Raw genomic sequence first — 24,489 nt, 5'->3', positions numbered from 1 at the left:
CAAAGGTGAACGCTTCCGAGCTTGTGCTCCCGAAGTAACTTTCTTTCAGAAGGCTTTCACTTCGGCACACTTCACACTTTTGCCCTTTCTACGTTGCTTATTAAGTTCAACTTAAATGGCAACAAAAAAAGGGGCTGCCCCAAAAGTCCCTGAACACAAAAAAGCCGAAAGGAAAAGGTGATATTTCCCATCTGGCTTTTTGTGTTTTTAGGAAGTGGCCGCGGCGCGGCGCAAATGCTTTTTGTACGAATTTTCGTATATAACTGCTCCTTGACGCCATCGACTGGAAGAGTTTGATCGATATTTCGTTCAAAATGTTGGCTGATATTTCGCACAAAAGTCCGGCAACGCTGGCATTTGATTTGACGGCCTTTCGGGACGGCCCCTTACGATAATCATGCCTGATGTCTGACGAAGTATTCATGCTTTCCAAACTGGGCGATTGCTTCGGCATCCGGCAGCCATACCCATGCATCCAGCTCCGATTGACAGCGGTGTGCCCGAAAGGCTGCAAGCTTGGCCCGGAATTGCTCCGAAATATCAATCTTCACAACATCTTTGCGCGTGTAGCCATACCGCTCCGGTGCAGCCATCATATTTCCATAGGAAATATAATAGAGACCGCTCTGACAGCCTGATTGCTCATAGGCAATGCGAGTAGCTCTGCCAATCGCGCAATGATCGGGATGTCCTCCCCATTGTTCATGGAAGGTCAGCACCGCGTCCGGCTCGATCTCACGGATGTACTTCTCAATTCGAGCGGTAAGCTCCGCTTCTTCAATGAATTCTACCGTTTTGTCACGGATATCCAGAAAATGAAGATGGGCAACGCCCAGATGGCGGCAAGCCTCCCGCAGCTCTTGTTCCCGTGCCGACGCAATCGTCTCGCGGTTCAGATATGGCGGATTTCCCATGCGGCGTCCCATTTCTCCGCGCGTGGCGCTGATCAATGTAATCTCGGCCCCGGCAGCGGCATACTTCGCCAAAGTACCTCCACAAATAAATGTCTCATCGTCAGGATGCGCGAATACGGCAAGCAGCTTTTTACCTGCCCCTAGCAAGTCCTCTTTCATTCGGGAAATGCCTCCCTTCCCAAATGGAGCGCCACATCCATACGGCCATGATCATCGTAGCCAGCCAATAGCAAATGTCCTTCCGAGTCGACCTCATAATGGGTCAATCCTTCCATGCGCAGCCAGCCCTGTTCATCAAAGCGAAACGCTACGCGGAATGAGCCTCTTTCTCCCCCGGCGACACGCGCTTCTTTCAAGTTCATCCTGAAGTTTCGGACAAACACATAAGACGTAGCCTCACTATGCACAAATACCTTGCCCCCAACAAACTTCCGCAGTTCATTTTCTACCTGTTGCCGATCAAATGAATTCATGTCGTCTTTCTACCTTCTTTACTCAAAATCATCTGTCTCGTTCTTAGAGAGGTTCATGTTCGTTCAACCATTCTATTATAGCACCGAGAGCTATGTACGATTACCCTTGTTTCCCTTGGCATTTGTAAGAATTCTATGAACATGCTGGGTGCGGATATTTTGATCAGTGATATTGGATTTCAACAAATGATCATAGATTGTATCTAATACGGAAACCTCACCCTAATTAATTTTACATCTGTAAACCTCATTCGATACAAAGGACAAAAACTCCTCTCTTCAAAAAAAGCCCATCCGGTCTGCCATAGCAGCTTTCCGGAAGGGCTTCTTCAATTTATAAAGGATACAGCTTCTATTCCACGCTCTTCAACGCTTCCACCATGTTAATCCGGTTTAGGGTGCGATTCGTCATGCGGTTGACTATAATCGCGAAGCAGAAGGTAATCGCGGCTGAGAACAGATAGCTGATCGGCTGGACATGTACGGCAAAGTACATCGACGGCATGTTGAGTGCTGTGGTCAAGAATCCGCTCAGAATTCTTCCAACCGGCAATCCGACAAGAATACCAATGAGCGTTAGGATCAACGATTCCTTGTTCACGTATGAATGTACCTCTTTATCATAAAATCCAAGTACTTTGATGGTGGCAAGCTCCCGTGCCCGCTCTGAAATGTTTGTGTTCGAGAGCGTGAACAGCACGACAAATGCCAAGCCGCCTGCCATCGCAGTGATCAGCAGCACCACAGCATTAATCAGATCAAATCCGAATTCGTCGATCAGAGCCGCCGTGCTTACGGAGGAGAGAACAGAGTCATTCTCCAGCAGCTCATCCGCATAGGCAGCTTGGTCAGCGCGCGGAATGTCCGTTAAGTGAGCCATCACGGCATTCGGAGCGTAAGAACCGAACAGCTTCTCATATAGCGACTGGGTCATGTAGACGTTATTTCCCAGATAGTTCTGAATTACATCCGAGACCACGACTTCACGCTGCATCAGATTCATATCCTGCAAATAAAGGGCGTCTCCCGATGAAAGTCCCAGGATCCGTGCTGCACTGCGGGTAATCATAATCCCTTCATCATCCGGATCAATCTGCTTGCCGGCCAGATTTTCAATACGAATATAATCTCTGAGGGCAGTAGGCTCAGAAAGAACCATTAACTGCACTTTTTCGCCCTGTTCGTTCTTATTGATTGCCTTGACACTCTCAATCCGGAGGTTCACCGTGTCCTTAACCCGGCTATCTGCAGCCATCTCCCCGACAATCGCATCGTTCGCATCATCTTCGAATACGGCCATCAAATCATAACGGTTGATCTGCTCATACTGCTTCGGCGCCAAATCAGCGATCGAATCCTTAATGGCAAACCCGCAGAGAATCAGAGCGGTACAGCCCATAATCCCGCCAATCGTCATAAACAGGCGTTTCTTGTAGCGGAATAAATTCCGGACCGTTACCTTGTTCAAAAATTTAAGCCGGTTCCAGACGGCTGGAATTCGCTCCAGAAAGACGCGCGAGCCTGCCCGCGGCGCCTTGGGACGCATAAGCGTCGCAGGCATTTTAACCAGTTCACTGCGGCAAGCCAGCACAGTAGCACCGACAATTCCGACGATGAACAGCAGCACGCCTCCCAGGCCATAGACCAGATCGAACTGCAACTCATAGGATGGCAGAGTATACAGATCCCGCAAGATAACAGCTACGAACTTCGGCATAAACACAAAGCCAAACAGATCGCCCAGGACACCACCCAAAAGGCAGGCCAACAGCGCAAAAAGAATATACTTGCGATAGATCGCCGCATTTCCAAAGCCCATGGCTTTATACGTGCCGATCAGTCCGCGTTCCTCCTCCACCATCCGGGTCATCGTCGTAAGACTCATAAGAATGGCAACCAGCAGGAAAATAACCGGAAATACCTTTCCGACCGCTTCAATAGAGGACAGATCGCTGCTCAAACTGGAAAAGCTGTCAATCGACGTGCGGTCCTGAACATACCACTGAGTCATATCCAGATTATCCAGTTCCTTGTAGGCGTCAGCCAGCTTCTGCTCGGCTTCTTCCTTTTTGTCCGCATACTCCTGCTCTTGTTCCTTTAGCTCCGCCTCACCCTCGGCAAGCTCTTCCTTGCCTTCTGCGATTTCCTGGCGGGCATCGGCAATTTTATCCTTCGCCTCCGCTTCCTCAGCATCCAGCTTGGCTTCACCTTCGGCGAGTTCTGTCTTTCCTTTGGCAAGTTCGGCCTTTCCGGCTTTCATCTCGGCCTTTTTCAACTCGATGGTTTGGCGGGCTGTATCAATCTCTTTCTCCCCGGCCTTCAGTTCTGCCTCCGCTGCTGCGAGCTGTTGTTCACCGAGTTCCCGCTGCTCCGCAAAGGCACTCTTCTGCTGATCAAGTGCCTGCTGGCCGCCGATGATCTTGCCCATGCCGAGTGCGGCCTGAACAGCAGCATCGCCTTGTGCAGGCAGGGCAGCAGCGAGCGCTGTGCTCTCTTTCCCGGTGCCTGTTGCGATCGCCTGATCATTTGCACCGTTCGCAGCCAAAGCAGCAGCCGCATTCACCAAAGCGTCCCATTGCTCCTCCGGCCAATAGTCGCCAAAGGCAGCCTTCAGCGAAGCAACCTGGGGCTCGAGCTGTGCGCGCCCTGCATCCAATTGCTCCTGCGCCTGCTTCAACTGTTGCTCAGCCGCAGCAAGCTTCGCTTCCGCCTGTTCGCGCTCCTTGACCAGTTGCTCTCTGCCTTCCTTCAGCTTCTGGGCATTGGCATTCAGCTCACTTTCTCCCTTGGCAAGCTGAGCTTCACCTTCGGCCAATTGCTTCTCCGCCTCAGCCAGCTTCTTCTTCGAGCTATTAATGGTGGCACGAGCATCCGCAATTTGCTGTGCTGCATTCTTCTCTTCACGGACAAGCTTGTCCTCGCCATCGGCCAATTCCTCTCTGGCGGATGAGATTTCGTCCCATGCATCAGCAAACTTCTGATCTGCCTCCGTAAACTTCTCGTCCATGGTTATTTCGGCATCTTCTATTTTTGAGCGCGCTTCTTCCTGTACCGATTCATATCGTGCCTGCTCCCGCTGTGACTTGATTCGGCTTTCAATCTGGCCGATAGCGGCCTGCACAACTTGATCGTATTCTTCGGAGTAAGTGTCCATTTCTTTCGTTCCCGCCAACACCAGATACGCAACCGTATAAATCTTATGGTCCACATCATCGGCAGTTACAAAAAAGATAAAGTCCGTAGAAGTATTGGCCCGGAAAATATTACCTGCTCCGCTTCCCTGAATATCCATCGGGTCCAGGACAACACCTGTGATCTTAAAGCTTGATCTCACCAGACTGGAAGCTTCCTCATCCTCCAGATCCGTCTCCACGTCGAGCTCCAAATCTTGATCCAGCGTACCGCCTTCATCTGTAGATGCATCCTTTTGATCCGCCGCTGCCGGAGACTCGATCTTCTTATCTTCGCCTTCCTCCGTATCTTCCTTCAGTATCAGGGTATCACCGATTGACTTGCCGCTTTCTTCTAAATACTTCTTCGTCACGGCAATTTCACCGGCTTGACTCGGTAAGGCTCCCTCCAGCAAATGAGGCGCATTCAAGCCCTTCGGACTAAGCATCTTGACTTCAGTGCTCTTGCGGATACCTTCGACATCGGTGTAAATCGTCTCGCTATATCCGCCTTCTGCCTGCTCAATTCCGTCAATTTGAGTAAGTGCATTCAGGTCTTCATCTGTTAATCCAAGGGTGGACATCACCCGGATATCGAATAACTGCTGCTTATCATAAAATTTATCTGCCGAATAATACATATCGAGACAAGCGGCGTATAGACCGGTCAGCATGGCCACGCCGAGCGCTGTGATGAACGTTATAGATAAGAATCGCTTCCAGCCTTTCTTGATCGAACGCAGGATGTCTTTTTGATAGGCCTTGTTCATCGCTTACCACTCAATCTGCGCAATCGGTACCGGCTGCTCATTGTGAACAGTCTTGACCACCTTGCCGCTCTTAAAATGGATAACCTTGTCTGCCATCGGTGCGATTGCAGAATTATGCGTAATCAGGAGCACCGTAATCTTCTCCCGGCGGCATGTATCCTGAAGAAGCTGCAGGATCTGCTTGCCTGTATTGTAATCCAGGGCTCCAGTAGGCTCATCGCATAGCAGTAGCTTGGGATTTTTGGCCAATGCCCGGGCGATCGATACCCGTTGCTGCTCCCCTCCGGACAATTGAGCGGGGAAGTTGTTCTTGCGGTCGGCAAGTCCTACCTTATCCAGCGTGTCCGAAGCACTCAGGGAGTTCTCGCAAATCTGGGCCGCCAGCTCAACATTTTCCAATGCCGTCAGGTTCGGAACCAGATTGTAAAACTGGAATACAAAACCGATATCCGTACGGCGATAGCCTACCAGTTGTTTCTGGTTATACTTCGAAATGACTTCGCCATCCACAATCACATCGCCGGTCGACGCCGTATCCATGCCTCCCAGGATATTCAGCGCCGTCGTTTTACCGGCTCCGGAAGCCCCCAATATGACGGCAAGCTCGCCTTTTTCAATCGAAAAGTTCGCATCATCCAATGCCCGAATTGCAACGCCCTCTGAGGCGTATTCCTTGATGACCTTGTTGAATTCGATATATGCCACTTGATTCTCTCCTTTTGCAAAGGTTGATTCAACACGCAACCCATTGACTTTTATCTGTTAATATAATAGCTTAAAGACAACGTGTTGTTTTTACAACCATCAGTTGACTTCAAAACGTTAATTTTACGACACTTCCTATAAATATGTTGGATTAAAAACATCGTGTATGATTTTATTGGAAGGAGGATAACCAAGACATGAATGAAGTGAAGCTTGACCGCAAAAGGCGGTATACCCGGATGGTGCTTCAAGACAGTCTTATTGAGCTGATGAGAGAGAAACCGATCAATAAAATTACGATAAAGGAATTATGTGAACGGGCAGACATTAACCGGACTACCTTCTATGCGCATTATTCAGATCAATATGATTTGCTTCGCAAGATCGAGGACGACACTCTATCCTGGGCGAAGGAAATGATTTCTGGATTTAAGCACAAAACAAACAAGCAGGAAGCCTTGCAGCTTCTGGAGGAGATCTTTCATTACTTTGTTCAGAACAGTAATTACCTTCAAGTATTAATGAGTGAACAAGGCGACTTGGAATTCCAGAAGCAGTTGTTCACACTTATTTACCAACATTCCGGCATTAATCCATATGCGGAGCCCGATGGAACGATGGATACGAAAGAATCCTACTTTATATTCATTGTGAACGGAAGCGTCGGACTTATACAGCATTGGCTAAAGTACGGTCATAATAAATCCGCAAGAGAAATGGCAGAGATTCTATATGCTATGGCCTTCCAGTACGTTCTAGACTGAATCTGTCTATTTAGCGTGAAGCCCGGACTGGGCAACCATACAAAAATGAGGCTGTCCCAAATGTCCTGATCGGACTGGGGCAACCTCATTTTTGGAGGGCCAGATTGCTCTTTCCCTCTCCTCCCTCTATTCATTACGACTCACACGGAAGCCTTGATCCGGCCCAAATCCGTTTGCGTCGAATTTACCCCGGTAAGACAGCTCGCTGCTGCCAACTTCGCCAATCCAGCCGCCGCCCCTGACTACCCGAAAAGAACCGCCAAGATCGTCCGAATCGTCTATATACCAATCCCAGCACCACTCTCTCACATTGCCAGACATATCGTAGAGCCCCAATTCATTGGGCTTCTTGCCCCCGACTGGTTGGGTCTGACTCCGGTTATTTTCGATCGCAGGCCAGTTCCAGTCTCCGGATAAATATTCTTCCCCAACGTTTCTCCAATACCAGGCCACTTCATCCGGTTGATTGCTGCCGCTGTACTTGTAGCTCTTGCTCAGTTGGCCGCCGCTTGCGGCATATTCCCATTCCGCTTCTGTCGGCAAACGGTAACCGTTAGCTCCTTCATTTACCGTGACTGTCCACTTTACAGAATCGTGCTCGTTCTTGTTATTAGGATCTTTTGTATTCTTGTCTATATTATAATGGGGCTCCAAGCCCTCCAGCAGGCTCCTTTTATTGCAGTACTCTACCACATCGTACCAACTCACTCCTTCAACCGGCAAATTGCCGCCAATAAATTGGGAGGGATTGGTTCCCATAATCTCTACCCACTCTTTTTGAGTCACCTCATATTTTCCGATATAGAAGCCTGATAGAACTGCGTCTCCTCCATGGTAGTTGGACCTTGTGTTCAGGAAAGCACCTCCCTTGATGAATACCAAGCCGTCATCCTTCTCGGCCCCTCCCTGCGAGCAAGCACTGACAACAATCATTAATTCTATTAGCAGGAAAATGATCAGCTTTCTCATGGATAGGTCTCCTTCGGGAAAATAGAATTACTATATTCCAGCAGTTATGCAGAAGCTTTGGCTGAAAGCATTAAGGCCGCCGGCAATGGAGACCGAACGGCCTCTGTATTCAAGGATCAATCGTTTACCACACCGTTACGTTGGAACTCCCGCTGCTTTGATATCCTTCTGTCGCCAACACCTGGTAAGACCAGCTGCTGCCCAGGTTCATGCCTTTACTCTTCCAAGCGTTGACATGGTTGCTGAAAGTGATAGCTACATTGCTGCCCGTTGCCCGCTTCGACTGACGGACACTCCAAAATTGCTGGAAGGTCTGGGTCCCGTCGATGGAAGGAGCATTGTACCGCATCGTAGTATAGATGTCATAGGTGCCGCCGTCACTGGTCACGGTGCCCTTATGCGTTCCGGTAGGCCGATACGTGCCCCAGCTGTCAACAACGTAGTATTCGATGAGTGAATTTCTTGTCCATCCGTAGAGCGTCAGATATCCGTTCCCGGAAGGCGCCCAGACGCCGGCATTATAGTTGATCGTCCGATTCGGCGATCCCGTGCCCCAACCTTTGCCTACAACAAAATTTCCGCTGTTACTCCATGTGACACTGTAATTCCCGCCTGATCCATTGACCGCATTGACGGTTCCGCCGCCGTCGGTCCAGTTTTGCCAGTAGTCCGTCGCTGCATTTGAGGTTGCTCCAAACAAGCCAAAACTCATCGAAGCTGCAAGGCATAAGGTCAAAAGTTTCTTATTGAACCCGAACATGAAAACTACCTCCTCAAATCGTTTTATTGGATTACAAATGATTCACCTGCGCGAAACTACGGTTGCCTTCTTTTCCGGCATTGTCCTTATCCCGGAGCATATCCGCACCTCATCTTACTATCACCTCCTTTATTAGAAAATTATAGAAGGTAAGCGCATACATTACACTTTGCAAATTAAAGGTTATACCTTCTATTTTTTACATTTTTAATAGGAAAGAGTTAAAAAACGCACCCTGCAGCCAAATGCTGAAGAGTACGCTTAATTTTACGGCTCTATATTCAAAAACTTGATCAAGGCAAGCTTACGCAGCGGGAGCTAACGTACATGGGTCCATCCTCATCCCGGTCCCAACACTCATGAATTACACAGCATAAAAAAGAGAACGCATGATTTCATACGTTCTCCCCGATTCCTCGCCGTTCCGAGGATTGAACTTAAATGCCGATTTCTAGTTAGCCCCCGTCGGCGTCCACCAGTTGCCGGAAGCGACGATCATACTGAGCAGACGGATCGAGTTGCCGTAGTAATAATTCCATTCCAAGGCCGTTGGGTTGGAGGCATTCGTATGATAATCCCACAGGTCGTTAAGCCATTGCTGATTATTGCTTGAGATCATCGCGCTAACCATCAATGGAGCGGTAAAGTCCATGCCGCCATCCCATGGACTAAGCTTAGTCTGTCCATCCAGTGAATACCCCGACCAGACCTCCCACGGTTCGTCATGCTTGGCAGTGATGAATTGATTCAGTGCCGTTAATTGCTGCTGCGCTCTGTTGTTGCCGGTGACCAAGTAATCCGTCCCGATTCGCCATGGTGTCCGGCAAGAATTATAATTATAATCTCCGTCAAATTCCGATTCCAGAAAGTACCCGTCCGGGGTGTTCCAGGTAAATTGCGAGACAGGCTTGTATTTCCCGTTCGTGTCGCGATATACGAAATCCGGAAGCAGGCCGGTTGAAGGGCTGTAGCTGGCATATACGTCTTCGATGATATTGTAAGTCGTATTTATCACGAGCAGCCAGCGTGCATCGCCCGTAGCCTGATAGAATTCCTTCAGATGCTGCAGCATGAAGTCCGATGGACGTGTCGCGTTGCGGTAATCCGGATTAGTCCCCGAGATTTGCACCCAGTCACCCAACTGCAAATGATAATGAACCGGGTGAACCTCGCTATTCAGAATTGCATTGATCACTTTAATGGCTTCTGCACGGTAGTTAATAGTTCCATTGCTTCCCCATTGCTTGTCGGCTAGCAGCAGCGAGTACGCGATATCCATGTCACCGTCAATGGCTGAGTTCGTTCCATTAATATCTACGATACTGCCGTTGCGGTTGGCCTGCTGCCAAGCCATCAGGTCCGGGCTCTGTGAGCTCGGATGAGCCCGGAAATAACGATACATCCCGTCAAACAAAGTCTTCGCTTGTGAATCATGTCCGCCCATCAAGGCGGTAATCATCATGCCATAGCCATGGGCTTCGGACACGGTGATCGCATCTCCGTTCCAGCCCCCATCGTTATACCACACATAGTATTGATTGCTGTTATACGGATTTTGTTTGATATACTTCTTCTTATATTCGTTATAGAGTAGCTTGACCTCAGCGTCCATTTGCGTCTGCGTGACATGATTCGGCTTAATCGTACCTGCCGTATATGTCACGTGCTGCGGAAAGGGGCGTAGCTCTGTGCTTGTGATTGAGGCCGCGGAACCGATGCCTGCCGTTCCAGGAAATAATCCAGCCAACAATGCCACAAGCACGACCACTGTTACTCCAAAATGACGTCTCTTACCATGACGGAATCCCATAATGATCATCACTGCCTCTCATATTGGATTATTGGTCTTTATCCTAAATGTTTAAGCGCTTTAACTTTTAGGCTGAAAACTACCTCCCTTCTCCTTCCTAAATAGAAATACTGCCTGCTATATGAAAGAACTCTGGATGTCTTCAACCAATAATTTCCTGTAATCACTATAATTGTAGTAGCTCATTGAAGGTTCTGTCAACGAAAATTAAAGCGCTTTAACATAATTAGGTCTGACGTATCATTTATCTTTATTAAGACCGGATGTCCGAAAAAAAGAACCTGCTGTCAAACAGCAAACCCTGTTACCGCCTATGATTATCTAGGTGCGGTTGATTCACGAATAACCAGCTCCGGATCGACCTGTATCGTTACCTGCTCCTTGTCTGGATCTTTAATTGCCGCAAGCAGCAAATCAACTCCCACCTTCCCGATTTTATCTGCCGGCTGCCGAATGGTTGTCAGCATCGGGCGGAACTCCGACGCCAGCACCTGATCGTCGAACCCGACGATGGACACGCCGCCAGGGATGGAGATCCCTTCGTTCAAGCAAGCATCCATCACTCCGATAGCGATATAATCATCCGCAGCGAAGATGGCTGAAGGGAGCCTCCCTTCCTTGATCCACTTCATGGCAATCTGGTATCCCGAGGGAATCTCGAAGGCTCCCCGCTCTACCCGATGCGGCTCCAAGCCCGAATCGGCAAGCGCCGCCAGGTAGCCTCGTTCCCGCTCACGGCTGCTTAAAAAATGCTCAGGGCCAGCAATATGAGCAATCTCCGTATGCCCAAGCCCGATCAGATGCCTGGTTGCCTCGTAGCCTCCCTTGAAATTATCGACGATTATGGAATTCACAGCGTGATTATGATTCGAATTGTCGATCATGACGAACGGAATATTCTTTTTCATCAAATCATGAATATACGCTTCCTCATCCGCCGGGGACAGGGACAGCAGGATAACCCCATCCACCCGATCCTCTGCGAACAATGGACGGTGGACTCTGTCAGCATAACTTCTGGAAACCGAAAGGGCCAAATAATAGCCGCACTCCATCAGCCTTTCATTCATCTCGTTCACGACAGCATCAAAGAAGGAATCATCCAGCGTCGTGAGGGTCAGTCCAATGATCCCCGTCTTGCCTCTTGCCAAACTTCTTGCCGCAGCATTCGGGTGATAATCGAGCTCCTTCATCGCCTGCAGCACCTTCTCCTTGTTCTTTTGCCGGACAGAGGAGGAATTATTCAGCACTCTTGAAACGGTAACTACGGATAGGCCCGATTTTTGGGCTACATCAAAGATACTGACCTTCATCGTCTGGTCCCCCGAAATCATCTATTTATCTAGGAATACCATATTTTAGCCGATTATTCAATTTTGATAGCAAGATGTGCTCCAGCATATCCTTTATCCCTGTCTATCACCTGCCTCCGCCCATTCTCTGATTCTGCGGGCGCTCTCTTCCTCCGATAAATCCTCCACCCGGGTCATAATGGACCATCTTACGCCGCAAGGATCTAAAATGCTCCCGTATCGGTCGCCTGACACAAAGTTGGCAATCGGCTCCCTGACCTTTGCGCCCTGTGCAACTGCATGTTCAAATACCTGATCCACATCGGCAACGTAAATGCCTAGAGAATAGCACGCATGGTCATCATCCGGCGGCAAGGACAATTTATAGTCCGGATTTGCGGCTCCCAGCTGCAACAAGCCGTTACCAAAGTCCAATTCCGCATGAGCAATGAACGTGCCGCCGTTCTCATCTTTAAATTCGGTGATATCCTTCACTCTTGCATTGAACACGGTTTGATAGAATTCGATGGCTTTCGAAGGATTGTCCGCTACGATAAACGGCGTGATGGATGTGAATCCATCCGGAGTTCCATTCTTCGTATAGTTACCTGACACGCCCTTATACTGCTTGTTATCCGTCATTATAATTCCTCCTTGATTAATAGGTGAATTTGTCCTTAATCATAAAACAGCTTCACTGACAGAGCCTGTCAGTGAAGCTGTAATTATTATTGGTAATGCTTCATTAAATCCGAAGCAATTAAAGCGAGCTTATTCCTTAAGCTTTGGGGTTGAGCCACCTGAATAACCTTTCCGTAAGAGAGAAGGAAGTAAGGCACATAGGCTTGAAGCGCTCCTTCATCAATTAAAAAAACGGCTTGCTGCGGCGTCCGCTCCGTCAAATGATGGCCTAAAAACCAATGGATGCATAAATCGTCCAAAGCTTCTGACCTGCCTTCAATAACCAGCGATACTAATCCTTCCTTCCCTTCCACGTCCGGCAAGAGATTTTGCATAAAAAACTCCTTCGCAGAGAAATCCGCCGGTCGCGCAAACCTTATTTGCGTCCGCTCGATCCGAACAATCCGCTCCGCTCGAAAGCTCCTGATTCCGCCCCGAAGACGGCAAAATCCGACCACATACCATTTATTGTTCCAATATAACATTCCATATGGATCAATAATTCTTTTCTTGGCCTGTGCCTCATGACTGGTATGGTATTCAATTTCTACGGCAGCTTCATTGGCTATAGCCTGCTCCAGTTCCTCCAATGTCAACTTCACTGACGCAGCAATATCCCGATGGATTACTTCAAAGCCCGCCAAGTGGCGATTAAGAGTGCTCTCCTGATCCCGGTTCGCGTACATCTTCAATTTTTGAGTTGCCTGGTTAAGTGACTCGCTGAAAGGATACCCCGCTTCGTTGGCAAATACGGCAGCATGAAGCAGTGCCTTCTGTTCCTCCAAGTCGAACAACAAGGGGGCATGGATAAACTCGTTCAGCAAGCTGTATCCCCCGTTCTGTCCCGCATCGGATACAATCGGAACTCCGCTGGCGCAGAGCGAATCCATATAGCGATACACGGTGCGAATATTAATCTCCAGTTTTTCGGCTATTTGCTTTGCCGTTATTTTTGCCCCTGAATGAAGCATCCACAAAATCGCCAGCATATTGTCGTTCTTTGCCAATAGGCACCCTCCCAACATCATTTCATTGCGAGATTCGTGAATAGAGACCCCTGTTCATATAAATAGTCTTAGTGCCGATAGAGCTGTCATGGAAATGATCAGAATCCTGAAAAATTTCTCGTTAATTTTCTTGATGACAAAGAGTCCCAAAACCGCTCCTGCCGCGATGACCGGCAACATCACCGCCGTTAACGTGAAGGAATGCAGCCCGATATTATGCCATGCAAAAATCTGAACAGGAAGCTTGATAAAATTGATGATAAAGAAGAACCACGCATTGGTTCCCATGAAATGATTTTTCTGCAACCCGAGGGCCAGCAAGTAGACGCTGAAAATCGGGCCGGCAGCATTTCCGATCATGGTAGCGAATCCGCTTAAAATCCCCGCTGTGATATAGAACCATGTGCCGGTGGGCACCTTAAAGTTCTTTCCCTTCTTTTCCGCGTACCCTAAAATGCCCAAGCAGAATAAGACGATGGTTCCGATCAAGATGATAAATACCTGGTCACTGATCACATTCCCGACAACGGCGCCGACTAACATACCGATTAAAGCCCAAGGCAGAGGCGCAAACACGTTCTTCCAATTCACGCTCTTGCGGTAGGACCAGACAGCGATTACGTCTCCGACCAACAGCATCGGGAGCAAAATTCCCGTAGAGTCCTTTCCGCCAAAGAAGCTCGCAAGAACCGGGATCACAAGCATAGTTACGCCGCCGATCCCTGTCTTGGAGAAGCCCACTAAAAACGCGGCGATAATCACTACTATCAATTGAACCTGAGTCAAATCCAATAGCGCTAGAAAATTAAAATTTTTCATAAAAAGTTCCATTATTTCGCTGCTAATCCTCCCTGCATTTAATCCTCCTGATTTCCGTCAGATCACCGCTACACAAAGCTTCAAGGTTATCGAATGTAACATGCTCCTCAAACCGTTCCGCCCCGCTGATATCGTCGTAATAAATGCTTGGCGGGTCTTATGAAACACAGCTAACGGTTCATAATTTCCATCAAAAGCTCAATATCTGTTTCATCAATCAAGCCATCGTTGTTGAGGTCCGCTTTTTGCGCCGTTGACCAGTCGGAACCGGATGCATTTTTACCATAATGAGTTGAGATGATGGCAAGATCGCCTACGGTTATTTTTCCGTCCGCATTCATATCTCCCAATAAATCGTCGTCCGGGCCCGGGTTAGGAACATCCGCTTTATATACCGTAATATAATCCACGTTCACGTTTCCTATAGAGCCATTATCTATTCGATAGCTGATGACATTTTTGCCTTGTTGCAGCGTTAACCGCTCGGAAGCGGTAAACCATTCATTCCAGCTGACCGCCGTTTTGTCCGGGGTAATGGTTTTGGCATATTCGCCGTTTACATATACATCGATCTTTGCTCTTTCAGGCAATTGCACCGTAGGATGGTTGGTGGATTCCCCGTTTACCGCCGCCCCATAGGCATATCTTATACCTGCGATGTAATCTCCCTGCTCTGCCGCATTGACGATAAAGCTGACTTCAGCCCCCACTTTGTTCGGCAGGTTGATATAGCCTGATCCCTGGTAATTCATATGGCTATCATCGAGCTTCACCTCGCCGAAAAAGATGGCTTCTTCAGCTTGATACATGTCGCCTTGGCCTAAATCGCCGGAAGGAAGCTCCTGCCACTCGTATGGGGAAGCAGGCTGGCCGAAGTTCGGCGTGCCATCCTCATTCCAGTCGAACTTTTTAATGTTCACCTGCCGCCACCAATTCCGTTCTGCATCTTTGTACACGCGCGAATGGTAGATCATCCAATCTTCCGTGCCGTCAACGGATTGAACAAAGCCGGCTCTGGCCGGGCCGGAGACATCCTTCGTCGAGCCGAATACGTCTCTGGTGAAGCTCCATGAATCCGCGCTCAGAACATCCCCGCCTTTATACATAAAGTACGATAAGCGGTAACCATTGGACTGATAGTCGCCTTCCGAGGTCGTAATAAAAATTCGGCCGCCTTTTTGCAGTACACGCGGGCCTTCTCCGCCGCCTCCCGAGAGGATCGAACGATCTTGTGTAATCGTATAGGGATTATCCATCGGAGCAATCGCCGGACCGATCGGTTCCCCGCTGCCCAAGGTGCCCCAAACCGCATAAAGCTGGCCTTCATGCTGGAACACGGTAATGTCATTTGCTTGCCTGTAGTCCCCGTCAACGCCAGTATAAAGGACACCCTTGCTCACATACTCACCTTGCGGGTCATCGGTCACCGATTCCAGTACGGCCGCCATATGTCTATAGCCGAATTCATCGATATCCGCACAGTAATAAATATACCATTTCCCATCTATAAAAAAGATTTCCGGCGCAAAAATCCGCGTCTGTGTCCCTCTGGAATCAAACACCATGATTTTCTCGCCCTGATCGGTCAGAGTGCGTGATTTAGATACATAGATCTTATTGTTCGAATCCAGATTGCTTGAAGATACGAAATAATAAAAACCGTCTTTATAGGCTACGAACGGGTCCTGCCCTTGATACAGCGGGTTGCTGAATTTATTAAAGACGGTGGACGCGGCCGTACCCGTCTCCTTCATGAAGTCAGAACGGGAGACATATACCTTCTCAATCGCGGCAGTTAATAGTTTTACTTTCTCTCGCTCAGTGATCTGCATTTCTTCCAAGGCTTGAAGCAATTGATCCGCATCAGCTGCGGCAGATCTCAATTGAGCGGTTATACGATCCGGCACTTGGCCCGCATGATTCTCTGACAAATAGGCTGCCTTTTGCACTTCCAGGTCCAGGTCGCTTCTCTTGGCGTTAAGCATCCGTTCTTGCGGCAGATACAACGCCGCCTCCGGCACGACCTCCCTCTTCTGGCTGTCGCTTTCCCATTCCAATTTAAGCCACGCCCCTCCCCAGCCTTGTAAATATTCGATCTTGATATCGTAATTATGACCTGCCACTAAGGAAATCGGGGAGCTTTGTTGGGGTTTCTCCCACTTCTGTTCCCAGAAATCAATCATTAATTCCCCATCAATCCATAATCTGAACCCGTCGTCGCCCACCATGTGAAAAATATAATCCTCGCTGTATTGCGGAACAATCGTCCCCGTAAAGCGTGCCGTATTATAATCAGGGGAGCCGGTAAGTTGATTGAAAATGCCCGTGAACGAATCTCCATGAAAATTGCCGATCACCTTTTCTCCGCGAAAATCATCAAAAGTAAACACCGCGATATCTTCCCGGTTGTTCGGATTCGGCACGCACCTGAAAAATTCCCCCAAGAGCCCATGACCTTCCATCCTGGATTCCTTCGCTTGAACATTCCCATGCAAGCTTAATGCTCCTGCGATAAGTATAACTGCTATCAGCATGTTTAACAGCCTATTCATTTACGTTCCTCCCACTATAAAAGAGTTCACAAGCAAGGATCGTCTGACAGGAAAAAAGAAATAGCCTGCCAAACTCATAACACGAGTCTGGCAGGCTGCCTGTATTACTTATCTGCCAAGAAGCAGGTTATAGATTGCTTGTGCGGTCTCTGCACGGGTGGCTTCGGAGCCTGGATGGAAGAGTCCATTTCCCTTGCCCTGCATAATGCCTGCCGCTATAGCTTTGCTCAGCTCGCCTTGCGCCCAGTCGGATACTTGCGCGCGATCTGAAAATGCCGCCAGTTCATCGCCTGTCGCCAGAATGTCGCCGAGCTTATATTCGTAAGCACGAACAAGCAATGCCGCCATTTGTTCGCGAGTGATCTCCGCCTCCGGCGCGAAATGGGTTTGCGAAATCCCGGTAATCAAGCCAGCTTGGTAAGCTGCGGCAATTTCGGATGTGTACCATTTATTCGAGGATACGTCTTGGAACGGCACCGCTTGATTTGTTGCCGTTAAGCCTAAGGCTCTGACCAGCAACGCGGTGAATTCGGCGCGATTTGTCTGGCCATTCGGTGAGAATTGCGTATCGCCGGTCCCTTTGACAATGTGCTTGGCAGCCAGAACCTGCAGCGTTCTGGATACCCAATGACTGGCAGGCACATCCTCGAACAACTTCGAATATTCGAATGCAGCTATTGAGCCTAAACGGTCCAATGAAGCTTTAATTTGCTTGGAAGCCGGGTCAATCACGCCTCCAACGTATTCCCATTGACGGGCTGCTTCGTTGTATGCATAGATTCCCAGAAGGCTCTCGTCAACACCCGCCTCATAATCCAGGACCAGATCTAATCCTTCCTTAGCCGCGTCCAGCTTGATTTGCTTGCCGTCCGCCGTGCGCAGCAGCAGGTTATATTGATAAGCCTGACCCGCAGCCTTGATGCGGGCCGTTCCGCCTGAAACCGGCGCATCCTTATCCGCATCTGCGACCGGGTTAATGCTGGCCTCGAGCACAGCCCCGACGAGATTTTGCGCTTGGCTTAACAAGTATTTGATCGTTGCGGCAGAAATCGTCAGCGACGCACCGTCCGCCCTCAATTCCAGGTCGAAGTCCTTGAGCTCTTCTACAGGAACCGACGCCGATGGATTCTTCTGATCTAAAGCAACAATCGCTTTATTCCCCACGATCTCTAGATTCGATTTTGGCGGTGTCGGAGTGCTTGGAGCCTGTGAGCCGGAACCACTTGAACCCGGAGAGCTTGATCCTGGATCGCTCGGACCCGGGCCGGTAGATGTCTGGCCGCTGATGGTCACAGCCTTCGTCCCCTCAACGCCGGAACCGTCCTGAGCTGTCGCCTTCACCGTAACTGTACCGTTGCTTACTGCCGTTAACAGCCCGGACGGGCTGATGATTGCCTTGCCGGTGCCGTTCGTTACAGACCAGACGACCGCTTTATTCGTAGCGTTTTCCGGCAATACAACGGCTGTCATTTGGGCTGTGCCGCCTTTTGTGGTAATGGCCGAAGCTCCGTTAATCGTAATACTTTCAACCGCAATATCGGCCATGCCCTCATCCTTGACCGTTATTTGATGCGAAGCATCAGGTACCGCGTATTCGCTGCCTGTTCCGTTCGCAATAACGATATTACTCAGCGTTACCTGCGTATCGCCCGAAGTATTTGCCTTTCCAGCCAATTTGAACTTCAGCCACTCGCCATGGCTATCCTGCGCGATGCCTTTACTTGCAGCAAGCACATGAATCTTTCCAGGAGCATTCTCTTTAGCGGAGACCATCAGGTCATCGCCTCTCAGCGAGTCAACCCCTTTAAACTCCAGGTATGCGGGATCAAAGTTCAAGGATAGGCCCTGAGCATAAATCTGCTCAAATTGATTGTCCGCCACATCCTGCAAAGCATAGATCAATTCGACCGTTGAGCCGCCCTTCACGCTGTCGCTGCCTGTTAAGCTGGCCGCCCCCGGCTCTGGCTCGGGCTCTGGATTAGAGTCAGGCGTCGATTCTACCGCAATCGCAACCTCTGCAGATTTGCCTTCATAAGTAATGCTTACAACCGCTGTACCCTCTGATACACCCTCCACCAGACCCGTTGAAGTAACCGTCGCCACTAGTTCATCATTGCTGACATATTGAATCCCGTCGGCTGCCGTTACATTCAACGTTTCACTCACAGCATAGTCCGCTTCAACTTGCAGCTGTACATTATTCTCCTCCTCGTTCAATTGCAGCTTCACCGTTTCCGGAATGACCTTCAATTGCGTTACTGCTTTATTCACGATCTGGAATTCCAGACGATCAGCGTGTTCTTCATACCCATCGTTAAGTAAAAGTGCGAAGTAATAATCGCCTGGCGCCAAGTCCATCAGGGCTATGGCCTCGCCCTCGCTAGCGTCTGAAATGGTGATGATTCCATCGGGAGTTTCTTGAACGTAGGCCCATTTCTGGGAAGGCGTATTGCTTTCCGGAGTTTCGTCTGAGCGATAAAGGCCGATCCAATCTTTAGCGTTTTGAGCCCCTGTGTAATGAACGGTAATCGGCTGGCCCGGCTCAATCACCGTCTGCTCCATGCTCAGCGTCCCCCGTTCAGCTTCTTCTATTGTTGGTTCCGCGGCACGAACATGGGACTGCACACTGATTGTTCCGATTAAAATGACAAGCGCCATCAACGTTTTCAACAGCTTATTCATGCGCGTTCATCCTTTCAAACAAATGATTCATCATGAGTTCGATATCTTTGGAATCTATTACTTGATCCCGATTCAGGTCCGCTCCCTTGATCGTTTCCCAGCTAGGATCATCGCTTGCGGCTCCATAATACAAAGAGATGATTGCCAAGTCTGCTACGCTGGAACGGCCGTCTCCGTTAACATCGTAATTCGTATCGGTACCGCCGGTATCTTCCAAGATAGCAAAGTAATAGAAGGTGGCTTTCGTCGGAGTCCCATTCCCCCCGGAAGGTATGGCGTAGAGACCGACTTTCGGATTATTCAGCGTTACCGTAATCGGATCCGCTGCTGCCTTCCAGTTGGCGCCATCCCAATAAAACGTCGAATATACATCGCCTTGCTTCTTGATTTTTAATTGAATAGTATCGCTTCCCGGATGGCTAGCCATATGTGCCGGCTTAGAATAAGAACCGTTCACCTCATAGGCGGTCTCTAGCGATTTTCCGGTGCTGCCGGTTGTATCCCAGACATGCCCCAGCTTCACATAGTTATCATCATTTTCATAGACGAGCAACCCGGCTTGTTGATAGTTACTGGCTACTGCGGCATGCACCTTCGTGATGATCTCAAAGTCTTCCGAGCTTGCATTCCTCAGGAACACATTCTGAAGATCATTCGTCCGCTCATGCAATTCGCCGAATGTTGCGTTTAACGTCAAGGCTCCGGGATTTTCCGTAAGCGACCATTGCTGGCGGTTCTCCCTGATAATCGTCCACCCCGCGTCCAATTGATCGCCATCAAACTGATCCGTAACCGCCTTGGCCGGAATCGGATCGATGACTCTGGATAAGAACCGTTCCAGCGATTGTTCCAAGCTCGCAATTTGCTGTTTGATCTCACTGGAGGTTGCTGCTGCGTTGTCATAGACTTGCTGAGCGGCCGCGATTTCGCCAGTGAACTCGTCTATGGCTTCTTGCGGATACTGGTTAGGTTCATTCCCTGCGACTGCATGGTCAAGCACGTTCTTTGCCTGTTGAATCGCACGAAGCAAGTCGGTCTTGTTTATATTTCCGATCAATTCCCGATGCGCAGCCGCCACGCGTTCAAAGTCCAGCTTCTCGACTTTGCGGTCATACGATAGCAAGCCGTTGATTTCATACTCCACGTCGGAAATCTGAGTATAGACCGCCGCGCTCAGCCCCGGACTCTTCTTCAGATTTTTAAGCGTATTGATATACTGGATATATTGGTTCGTAAGCTGCTCCTTATCCTTCATTAATTGGTAGGAGAAGACTAGTGGACTATACTCATGGCCGGGAACATGGAGGCCCAGCCCGCCGTATTCTCCAAGCGTCGCCGTTCTGTTCTTCGTGGGAGTCGGAGAGTTCGGAGCCGGATAACTGTGCACATCGATGAAGTGTCCGGCCGCATCGTCGAATTCATTATTCTTGCCTCCCGCATCATGCCATCCCGTCGCCCCCATGATTAACCGGGTCGGGTCCGCTGCCAAAGCATGAGCGATCGCTTTCCTTGTTTCGGGACCTCCCTGGTCGAACTGTCCCCATCCCTCGTTAAACACAACATACGTCACGATCGAAGGGGAGTTCTGCAGTTGGCTTACCATCTCATCGAATTCTTTATAAAATTGAGCCTTCGCGCCTTCACTGTTGCTCCTTCCGTTCGGCATATCCTGCCAAACCACTACGCCCAATTTATCCGCCCAATAATACCAGCGGGCAGGCTCGACTTTGATGTGTTTGCGAATCATGTTCATATCCAGACGCTTCACGGTTTCAATATCATATTTCAAAGCCTCATCCGTCGGAGCCGTATAGATTCCGTCCGGCCAAAAGCCTTGATCAAGCGGTCCCATTTGGAACACGAATTCGCCGTTTAACAGCGGACGCTGAATTCCATCAACGACACCCAGCTTTATTTCTCTCATCCCGAAATAGCTGTCAATTCCATCGATATTCCTTCCACCGTCTTTGAGGGTGACTTTCAAATCGTACAAGAAAGGATCATCGGGCGACCACCATCTGGAATCAGGGACCGGTACTAACAAAGCCTCGCCTGCTGCACCGCTGACCCTGCCAACCTCAACCCCATCACTGTAGGCGATCGCTTCTACTGTTTTCCCTTCGCTGTTATGGACATCCACCTTTAGCTCCAGTTGATCCTTCCAAATGTCCGGAACCATATCCATCCGCTCGATGTAAGATTGCGAGACAGGCTCTAGCCAGACGGTCTGCCAAATCCCTGAAGTAGGCGTATACCATATTCCTCCGGGATTTACGATAGTTTGCTTCCCGACAATTTGCTCGCCTCCATCGTCGGTCTGATCAAACACGTGGACAATGACTTCATTTTCTCCTGCTGCCAAATAATTCGTAATATCAAAGCTGAACGAGGTGAATCCGCCCTTATGGCTGCCTACCTTTTCGCCGTTCACATAAACCGTCGCCAGATAGTCGACAGCGCCGAAGTGCAACAACACCTGTTGTCCATCCCAATCCTTCGGAATTTCGAAGTTTCGCTTATACCACATTAATTTTTCATTTCTTTCAATTCCGGAGAGCTGGGATTCAACGGCAAATGGAACCAGGATTTGTTCTTCCAAAGTCTGTCCGGTCGGGACCGAATCTCCTTCTTTGGCAACCTGGAATTCCCAGCTCCCGTTCAAATTCAACCATTGCTCACGTTCCATTTGCGGCCGAGGGTACTCTGGAAGCGGAAGTTCAGGATCTACGTCGTCGGCCCATGGCGTTTGTATCTTGAACTCCGACTGATTTTTCATGCTGAAATAAAACTCTTCAAAGGCTTTTCCGTCTTTAACGGACTTCAGGGCACCTCCCCCGTCGTAAGACACATTGACAACCGGAGCATCCTTGGAATACACGGGGTACTCAAAGGTCAACACGATGGTCGTTGGATCGCCGGATTTTGATGCGACCGCTTGAATCGGCCAACTCACTCCCTGCACGTTGACGGAAAGTTGATCCTTTGCATGCTCCTCAAGAGAAACCTCCTCAGCAAAGCCAAGCTCCGCAGTAATGCCGTCAGGGAAAACGCTTCCATAAACAGGGCCGTTATAAACATAATCAGCCGGTAAAGTGAATGCCTCCTGCGGAACAATTTGTTTTGGCACGCTTGGACTACTCCAGCGCAAATACAGGTTCGACCCGCCTATGTCCTCGAAATATTCCACTTTGAAATCGTATGATTTCCCAGCCTCCAGCGGGATGGGCTTGCTTGCCTTCTCCTTATCCCATTCGTTCACCCAGAAATCGATGACCAATTGATTATCAATCCATAATCTGAACCCGTTATCGCCAACCATCCAGAACGTATAATCCTCCGTGAATTCCGGTGTGATTCGCCCTGTCCATCTTACGCTGACATCATCGTTTTGCCCGGTTAAATTTTCAAGTATCCTTTCGAAGTTGGGGAAATAAATCTGCGGATCAATTACGGTTGCTTTTAGAGCGCCGAAGTTCCAGTTGGGCCCCCCGGAATTAGTGTAATATTCGGCTTTCAACCCATGAACGGCCGGAGAGGCTTCCTCCTTTGCCAAAGCTGACGTGAAGCTGTAAGGCAAGAACAGTAGAATGATCATAACGACAAGTAAAGGCTTCCTCAAGATTTTACCTATTCCCATAAGATAAATATCCTCCCTTCTCATCTTTAGTGCCATTCTACTTGGAAGAGATACTTAAGTATTTACAAAATTCGGATAAGTTTTATAATTATATGATATTTAATCGCTTTGAAATGTTGTTTAATGTATACAATATCAAAGGCATCAAGACTCACCGTCTTGATGCCTTCGACTATTCATGTATGAAATAGAATGACCCGCCCGAATTATTTTCCCGGCGATTACTACAGCGTCTCCGTGTTCAGAGTAAACCCTTCAATCACCGCATCTTCGTCTACCTCGATCAGGATACACCGTCTCCCTTGGTAATTAACCTGTCTCACATACTTTAAATCCTGAGGGCTAACGGAAATGGTCGCTACCTTCGTATCAATCTTGATCGATTTGGAAGTGAATTTCGGGACAACGCTGCTGGCCTTAATCTCGTAGTTCTTGTTGTCGACAATCGTCTCAAAGGCACGCTCCACCTTCTCAACCGTCACATTCTCTACCCCGCTTGAGGTTAACACGCGCTCTACATCTCTGTAGTCCAACCTGGCCGGTTCATCTTCCTCCTGGGTCTCGACAACCTGATGAATCTCCTCGTACACTTGGGCAATGACGGCTGCATCCAACTGCTCGCCTGCCACTTCCTTTACGATCTCCTCGAAAATAGCCCTTTCCTCCAAAGCCGTCACCGTCTTCTCCGCATTCAACACTTCCTCGATGAAATGCTGGTCCGGGAAATGGACTTTGCCTGAACAGTACAGAATCCGATTCACGTCAGAGTACCCTTCCGTCACGCTGGGATAGAAGAAGCCCTGCTGCGGAGCACTGAGCTTAATAATCGGATCGACGATCACATTATACTTGTATTCCCGTTCAACGTAATCGAACATCAACGTCTTCTTCTGCTGCTCCGTGGAATTGATGCTGCACAGAATGAAGGGATTAGCGAACATCTCATCGCTCTCACTCTCTTCCGATTCTTCGCTTCTGACCTTTGTCGGCTGATAATACTGACCGCGAATAAACGTCACCACGGTATCCCGCTCAAACTTGGTGTCTGCCATCATTTTATCGACGAGACCTAGCATCAGATCGGTCCATTCGTCCGCATCCCCAGTCACCAGACCTTGATGAAGCATTGTTCTCGTCGGCATCTCCGCCTCCTCATGGAGCTTCAGCTCGAACAGCTTCTGATCAATCTCCCCGGATAACAGCTTCTTAAAATTACTCATATAGAGCTCTTGCTTCTCCCGGTCCAGCAACTCAAACGGATGCCGTTCGAAATGATAGATCTCATTGGTTTCTTTCATAATATAGGCATTTAGAATATCGTAAATATGAAGTCTCTCGTGATCCAGCTTAAACTGTTTGCGAATATACGCGATTTCTTTTTTCTGCATGACCCAGTTCAACAACTCCCCAGTAGTAATAGAACTTATTTTACAACATTTTTCAAAAAAAAGGGTTGCCCTTTAAGAAGAGCAATCCCCATTTGA

General features: G+C 48.9%; 16 protein-coding genes. 1 reads left to right on the top strand and 15 read right to left on the bottom strand.

Annotation, left to right across the window (positions count from 1 at the left end; genetic code table 11):
- Nucleotides 1–395: 395 nt before the first annotated feature.
- The 4 genes from KQJ23_RS04620 to KQJ23_RS04605 all read right to left on the bottom strand — a co-directional run bounded on the left by KQJ23_RS04620 (nt 396) and on the right by KQJ23_RS04605 (nt 6,032).
- Nucleotides 396–1,073 carry a PIG-L family deacetylase gene (locus KQJ23_RS04620; protein WP_216477514.1) on the bottom strand — a complete coding sequence of 226 codons (678 nt, stop codon included), beginning with the start codon at nt 1,071–1,073 and terminating at the stop codon, nt 396–398.
- Nucleotides 1,070–1,387 (bottom strand): DUF1806 family protein, encoded by a 318-nt coding sequence (locus KQJ23_RS04615; protein WP_216477513.1) that lies wholly within the window; start codon nt 1,385–1,387, stop codon nt 1,070–1,072. Before KQJ23_RS04615 ends, KQJ23_RS04620 begins: the two co-directional genes overlap by 4 nt.
- 352 nt (nt 1,388–1,739) lie before the next feature.
- The gene (locus KQJ23_RS04610; RefSeq protein ID WP_216477512.1) at nt 1,740–5,327 is read right to left on the bottom strand and encodes an ABC transporter permease; all 3,588 of its coding nucleotides are present in this window, start codon (nt 5,325–5,327) and stop codon (nt 1,740–1,742) included.
- Between the two features lie 3 nt (nt 5,328–5,330).
- Nucleotides 5,331–6,032 carry an ABC transporter ATP-binding protein gene (locus KQJ23_RS04605; protein WP_216477511.1) on the bottom strand — a complete coding sequence of 234 codons (702 nt, stop codon included), beginning with the start codon at nt 6,030–6,032 and terminating at the stop codon, nt 5,331–5,333.
- 197 nt (nt 6,033–6,229) lie between these two features.
- On the opposite strand from KQJ23_RS04605, the gene KQJ23_RS04600 reads away from it, so the two are divergent.
- Entirely contained in the window at nt 6,230–6,796 is a 567-nt protein-coding gene (locus KQJ23_RS04600; protein WP_216477510.1) for a TetR/AcrR family transcriptional regulator, read from the top strand.
- 126 nt (nt 6,797–6,922) lie between these two features.
- Here the strand turns inward: KQJ23_RS04600 and KQJ23_RS04595 are convergent, their stop codons facing one another.
- The 11 genes from KQJ23_RS04595 to KQJ23_RS04545 form a co-directional block, all read right to left on the bottom strand.
- Nucleotides 6,923–7,765: a formylglycine-generating enzyme family protein gene (locus KQJ23_RS04595; protein ID WP_216477509.1), complete on the bottom strand. Its 843-nt coding sequence runs from the start codon at nt 7,763–7,765 to the stop codon at nt 6,923–6,925.
- A 124-nt stretch (nt 7,766–7,889) separates the two neighbouring features.
- On the bottom strand, nt 7,890–8,525 hold the full coding sequence (locus tag KQJ23_RS04590; RefSeq protein WP_216477508.1) for a glycoside hydrolase family 11 protein: 636 nt from the start codon (nt 8,523–8,525) through the stop codon (nt 7,890–7,892).
- A gap of 451 nt (nt 8,526–8,976) precedes the next feature.
- Nucleotides 8,977–10,344, bottom strand: a complete 1,368-nt coding sequence (locus KQJ23_RS04585; protein ID WP_249529501.1) for a family 8 glycosyl hydrolase — start codon at nt 10,342–10,344, stop codon at nt 8,977–8,979.
- A gap of 308 nt (nt 10,345–10,652) precedes the next feature.
- Nucleotides 10,653–11,648: a LacI family DNA-binding transcriptional regulator gene (locus KQJ23_RS04580; RefSeq protein ID WP_216477507.1), complete on the bottom strand. Its 996-nt coding sequence runs from the start codon at nt 11,646–11,648 to the stop codon at nt 10,653–10,655.
- A 93-nt stretch (nt 11,649–11,741) separates the two neighbouring features.
- A complete protein-coding gene (locus KQJ23_RS04575) occupies nt 11,742–12,269 on the bottom strand; it encodes a VOC family protein (protein WP_216477506.1) in 528 nt (175 codons plus the stop codon).
- A gap of 86 nt (nt 12,270–12,355) precedes the next feature.
- Nucleotides 12,356–13,315 carry a helix-turn-helix transcriptional regulator gene (locus KQJ23_RS04570; protein WP_216477505.1) on the bottom strand — a complete coding sequence of 320 codons (960 nt, stop codon included), beginning with the start codon at nt 13,313–13,315 and terminating at the stop codon, nt 12,356–12,358.
- Nucleotides 13,316–13,369: 54 nt separating this feature from the next.
- A complete protein-coding gene (locus KQJ23_RS04565; protein WP_216477504.1) occupies nt 13,370–14,134 on the bottom strand; it encodes a sulfite exporter TauE/SafE family protein in 765 nt (254 codons plus the stop codon).
- Between the two features lie 170 nt (nt 14,135–14,304).
- A complete protein-coding gene (locus KQJ23_RS04560; protein WP_216477503.1) occupies nt 14,305–16,686 on the bottom strand; it encodes a family 43 glycosylhydrolase in 2,382 nt (793 codons plus the stop codon).
- Between the two features lie 108 nt (nt 16,687–16,794).
- Complete coding sequence (locus KQJ23_RS04555; protein ID WP_216477502.1) at nt 16,795–19,368, bottom strand: S-layer homology domain-containing protein; 2,574 nt, start codon at nt 19,366–19,368, stop codon at nt 16,795–16,797.
- Nucleotides 19,361–23,005 carry a PA14 domain-containing protein gene (locus KQJ23_RS04550; RefSeq protein ID WP_216477501.1) on the bottom strand — a complete coding sequence of 1,215 codons (3,645 nt, stop codon included), beginning with the start codon at nt 23,003–23,005 and terminating at the stop codon, nt 19,361–19,363. The genes KQJ23_RS04555 and KQJ23_RS04550 overlap by 8 nt, the downstream gene beginning before the upstream one ends.
- Nucleotides 23,006–23,229: 224 nt before the next feature.
- Complete coding sequence (locus tag KQJ23_RS04545) at nt 23,230–24,393, bottom strand: DUF4317 domain-containing protein (protein ID WP_216477500.1); 1,164 nt, start codon at nt 24,391–24,393, stop codon at nt 23,230–23,232.
- Nucleotides 24,394–24,489 lie beyond the last annotated feature (96 nt).

This window comes from Paenibacillus brevis, from assembly GCF_018919145.1.
Lineage (GTDB): Bacteria > Bacillota > Bacilli > Paenibacillales > Paenibacillaceae > Fontibacillus > Fontibacillus brevis.
Note: the sequence above shows the minus strand (reverse complement) of the source record. Positions and strands in the feature narration are given on the sequence as shown.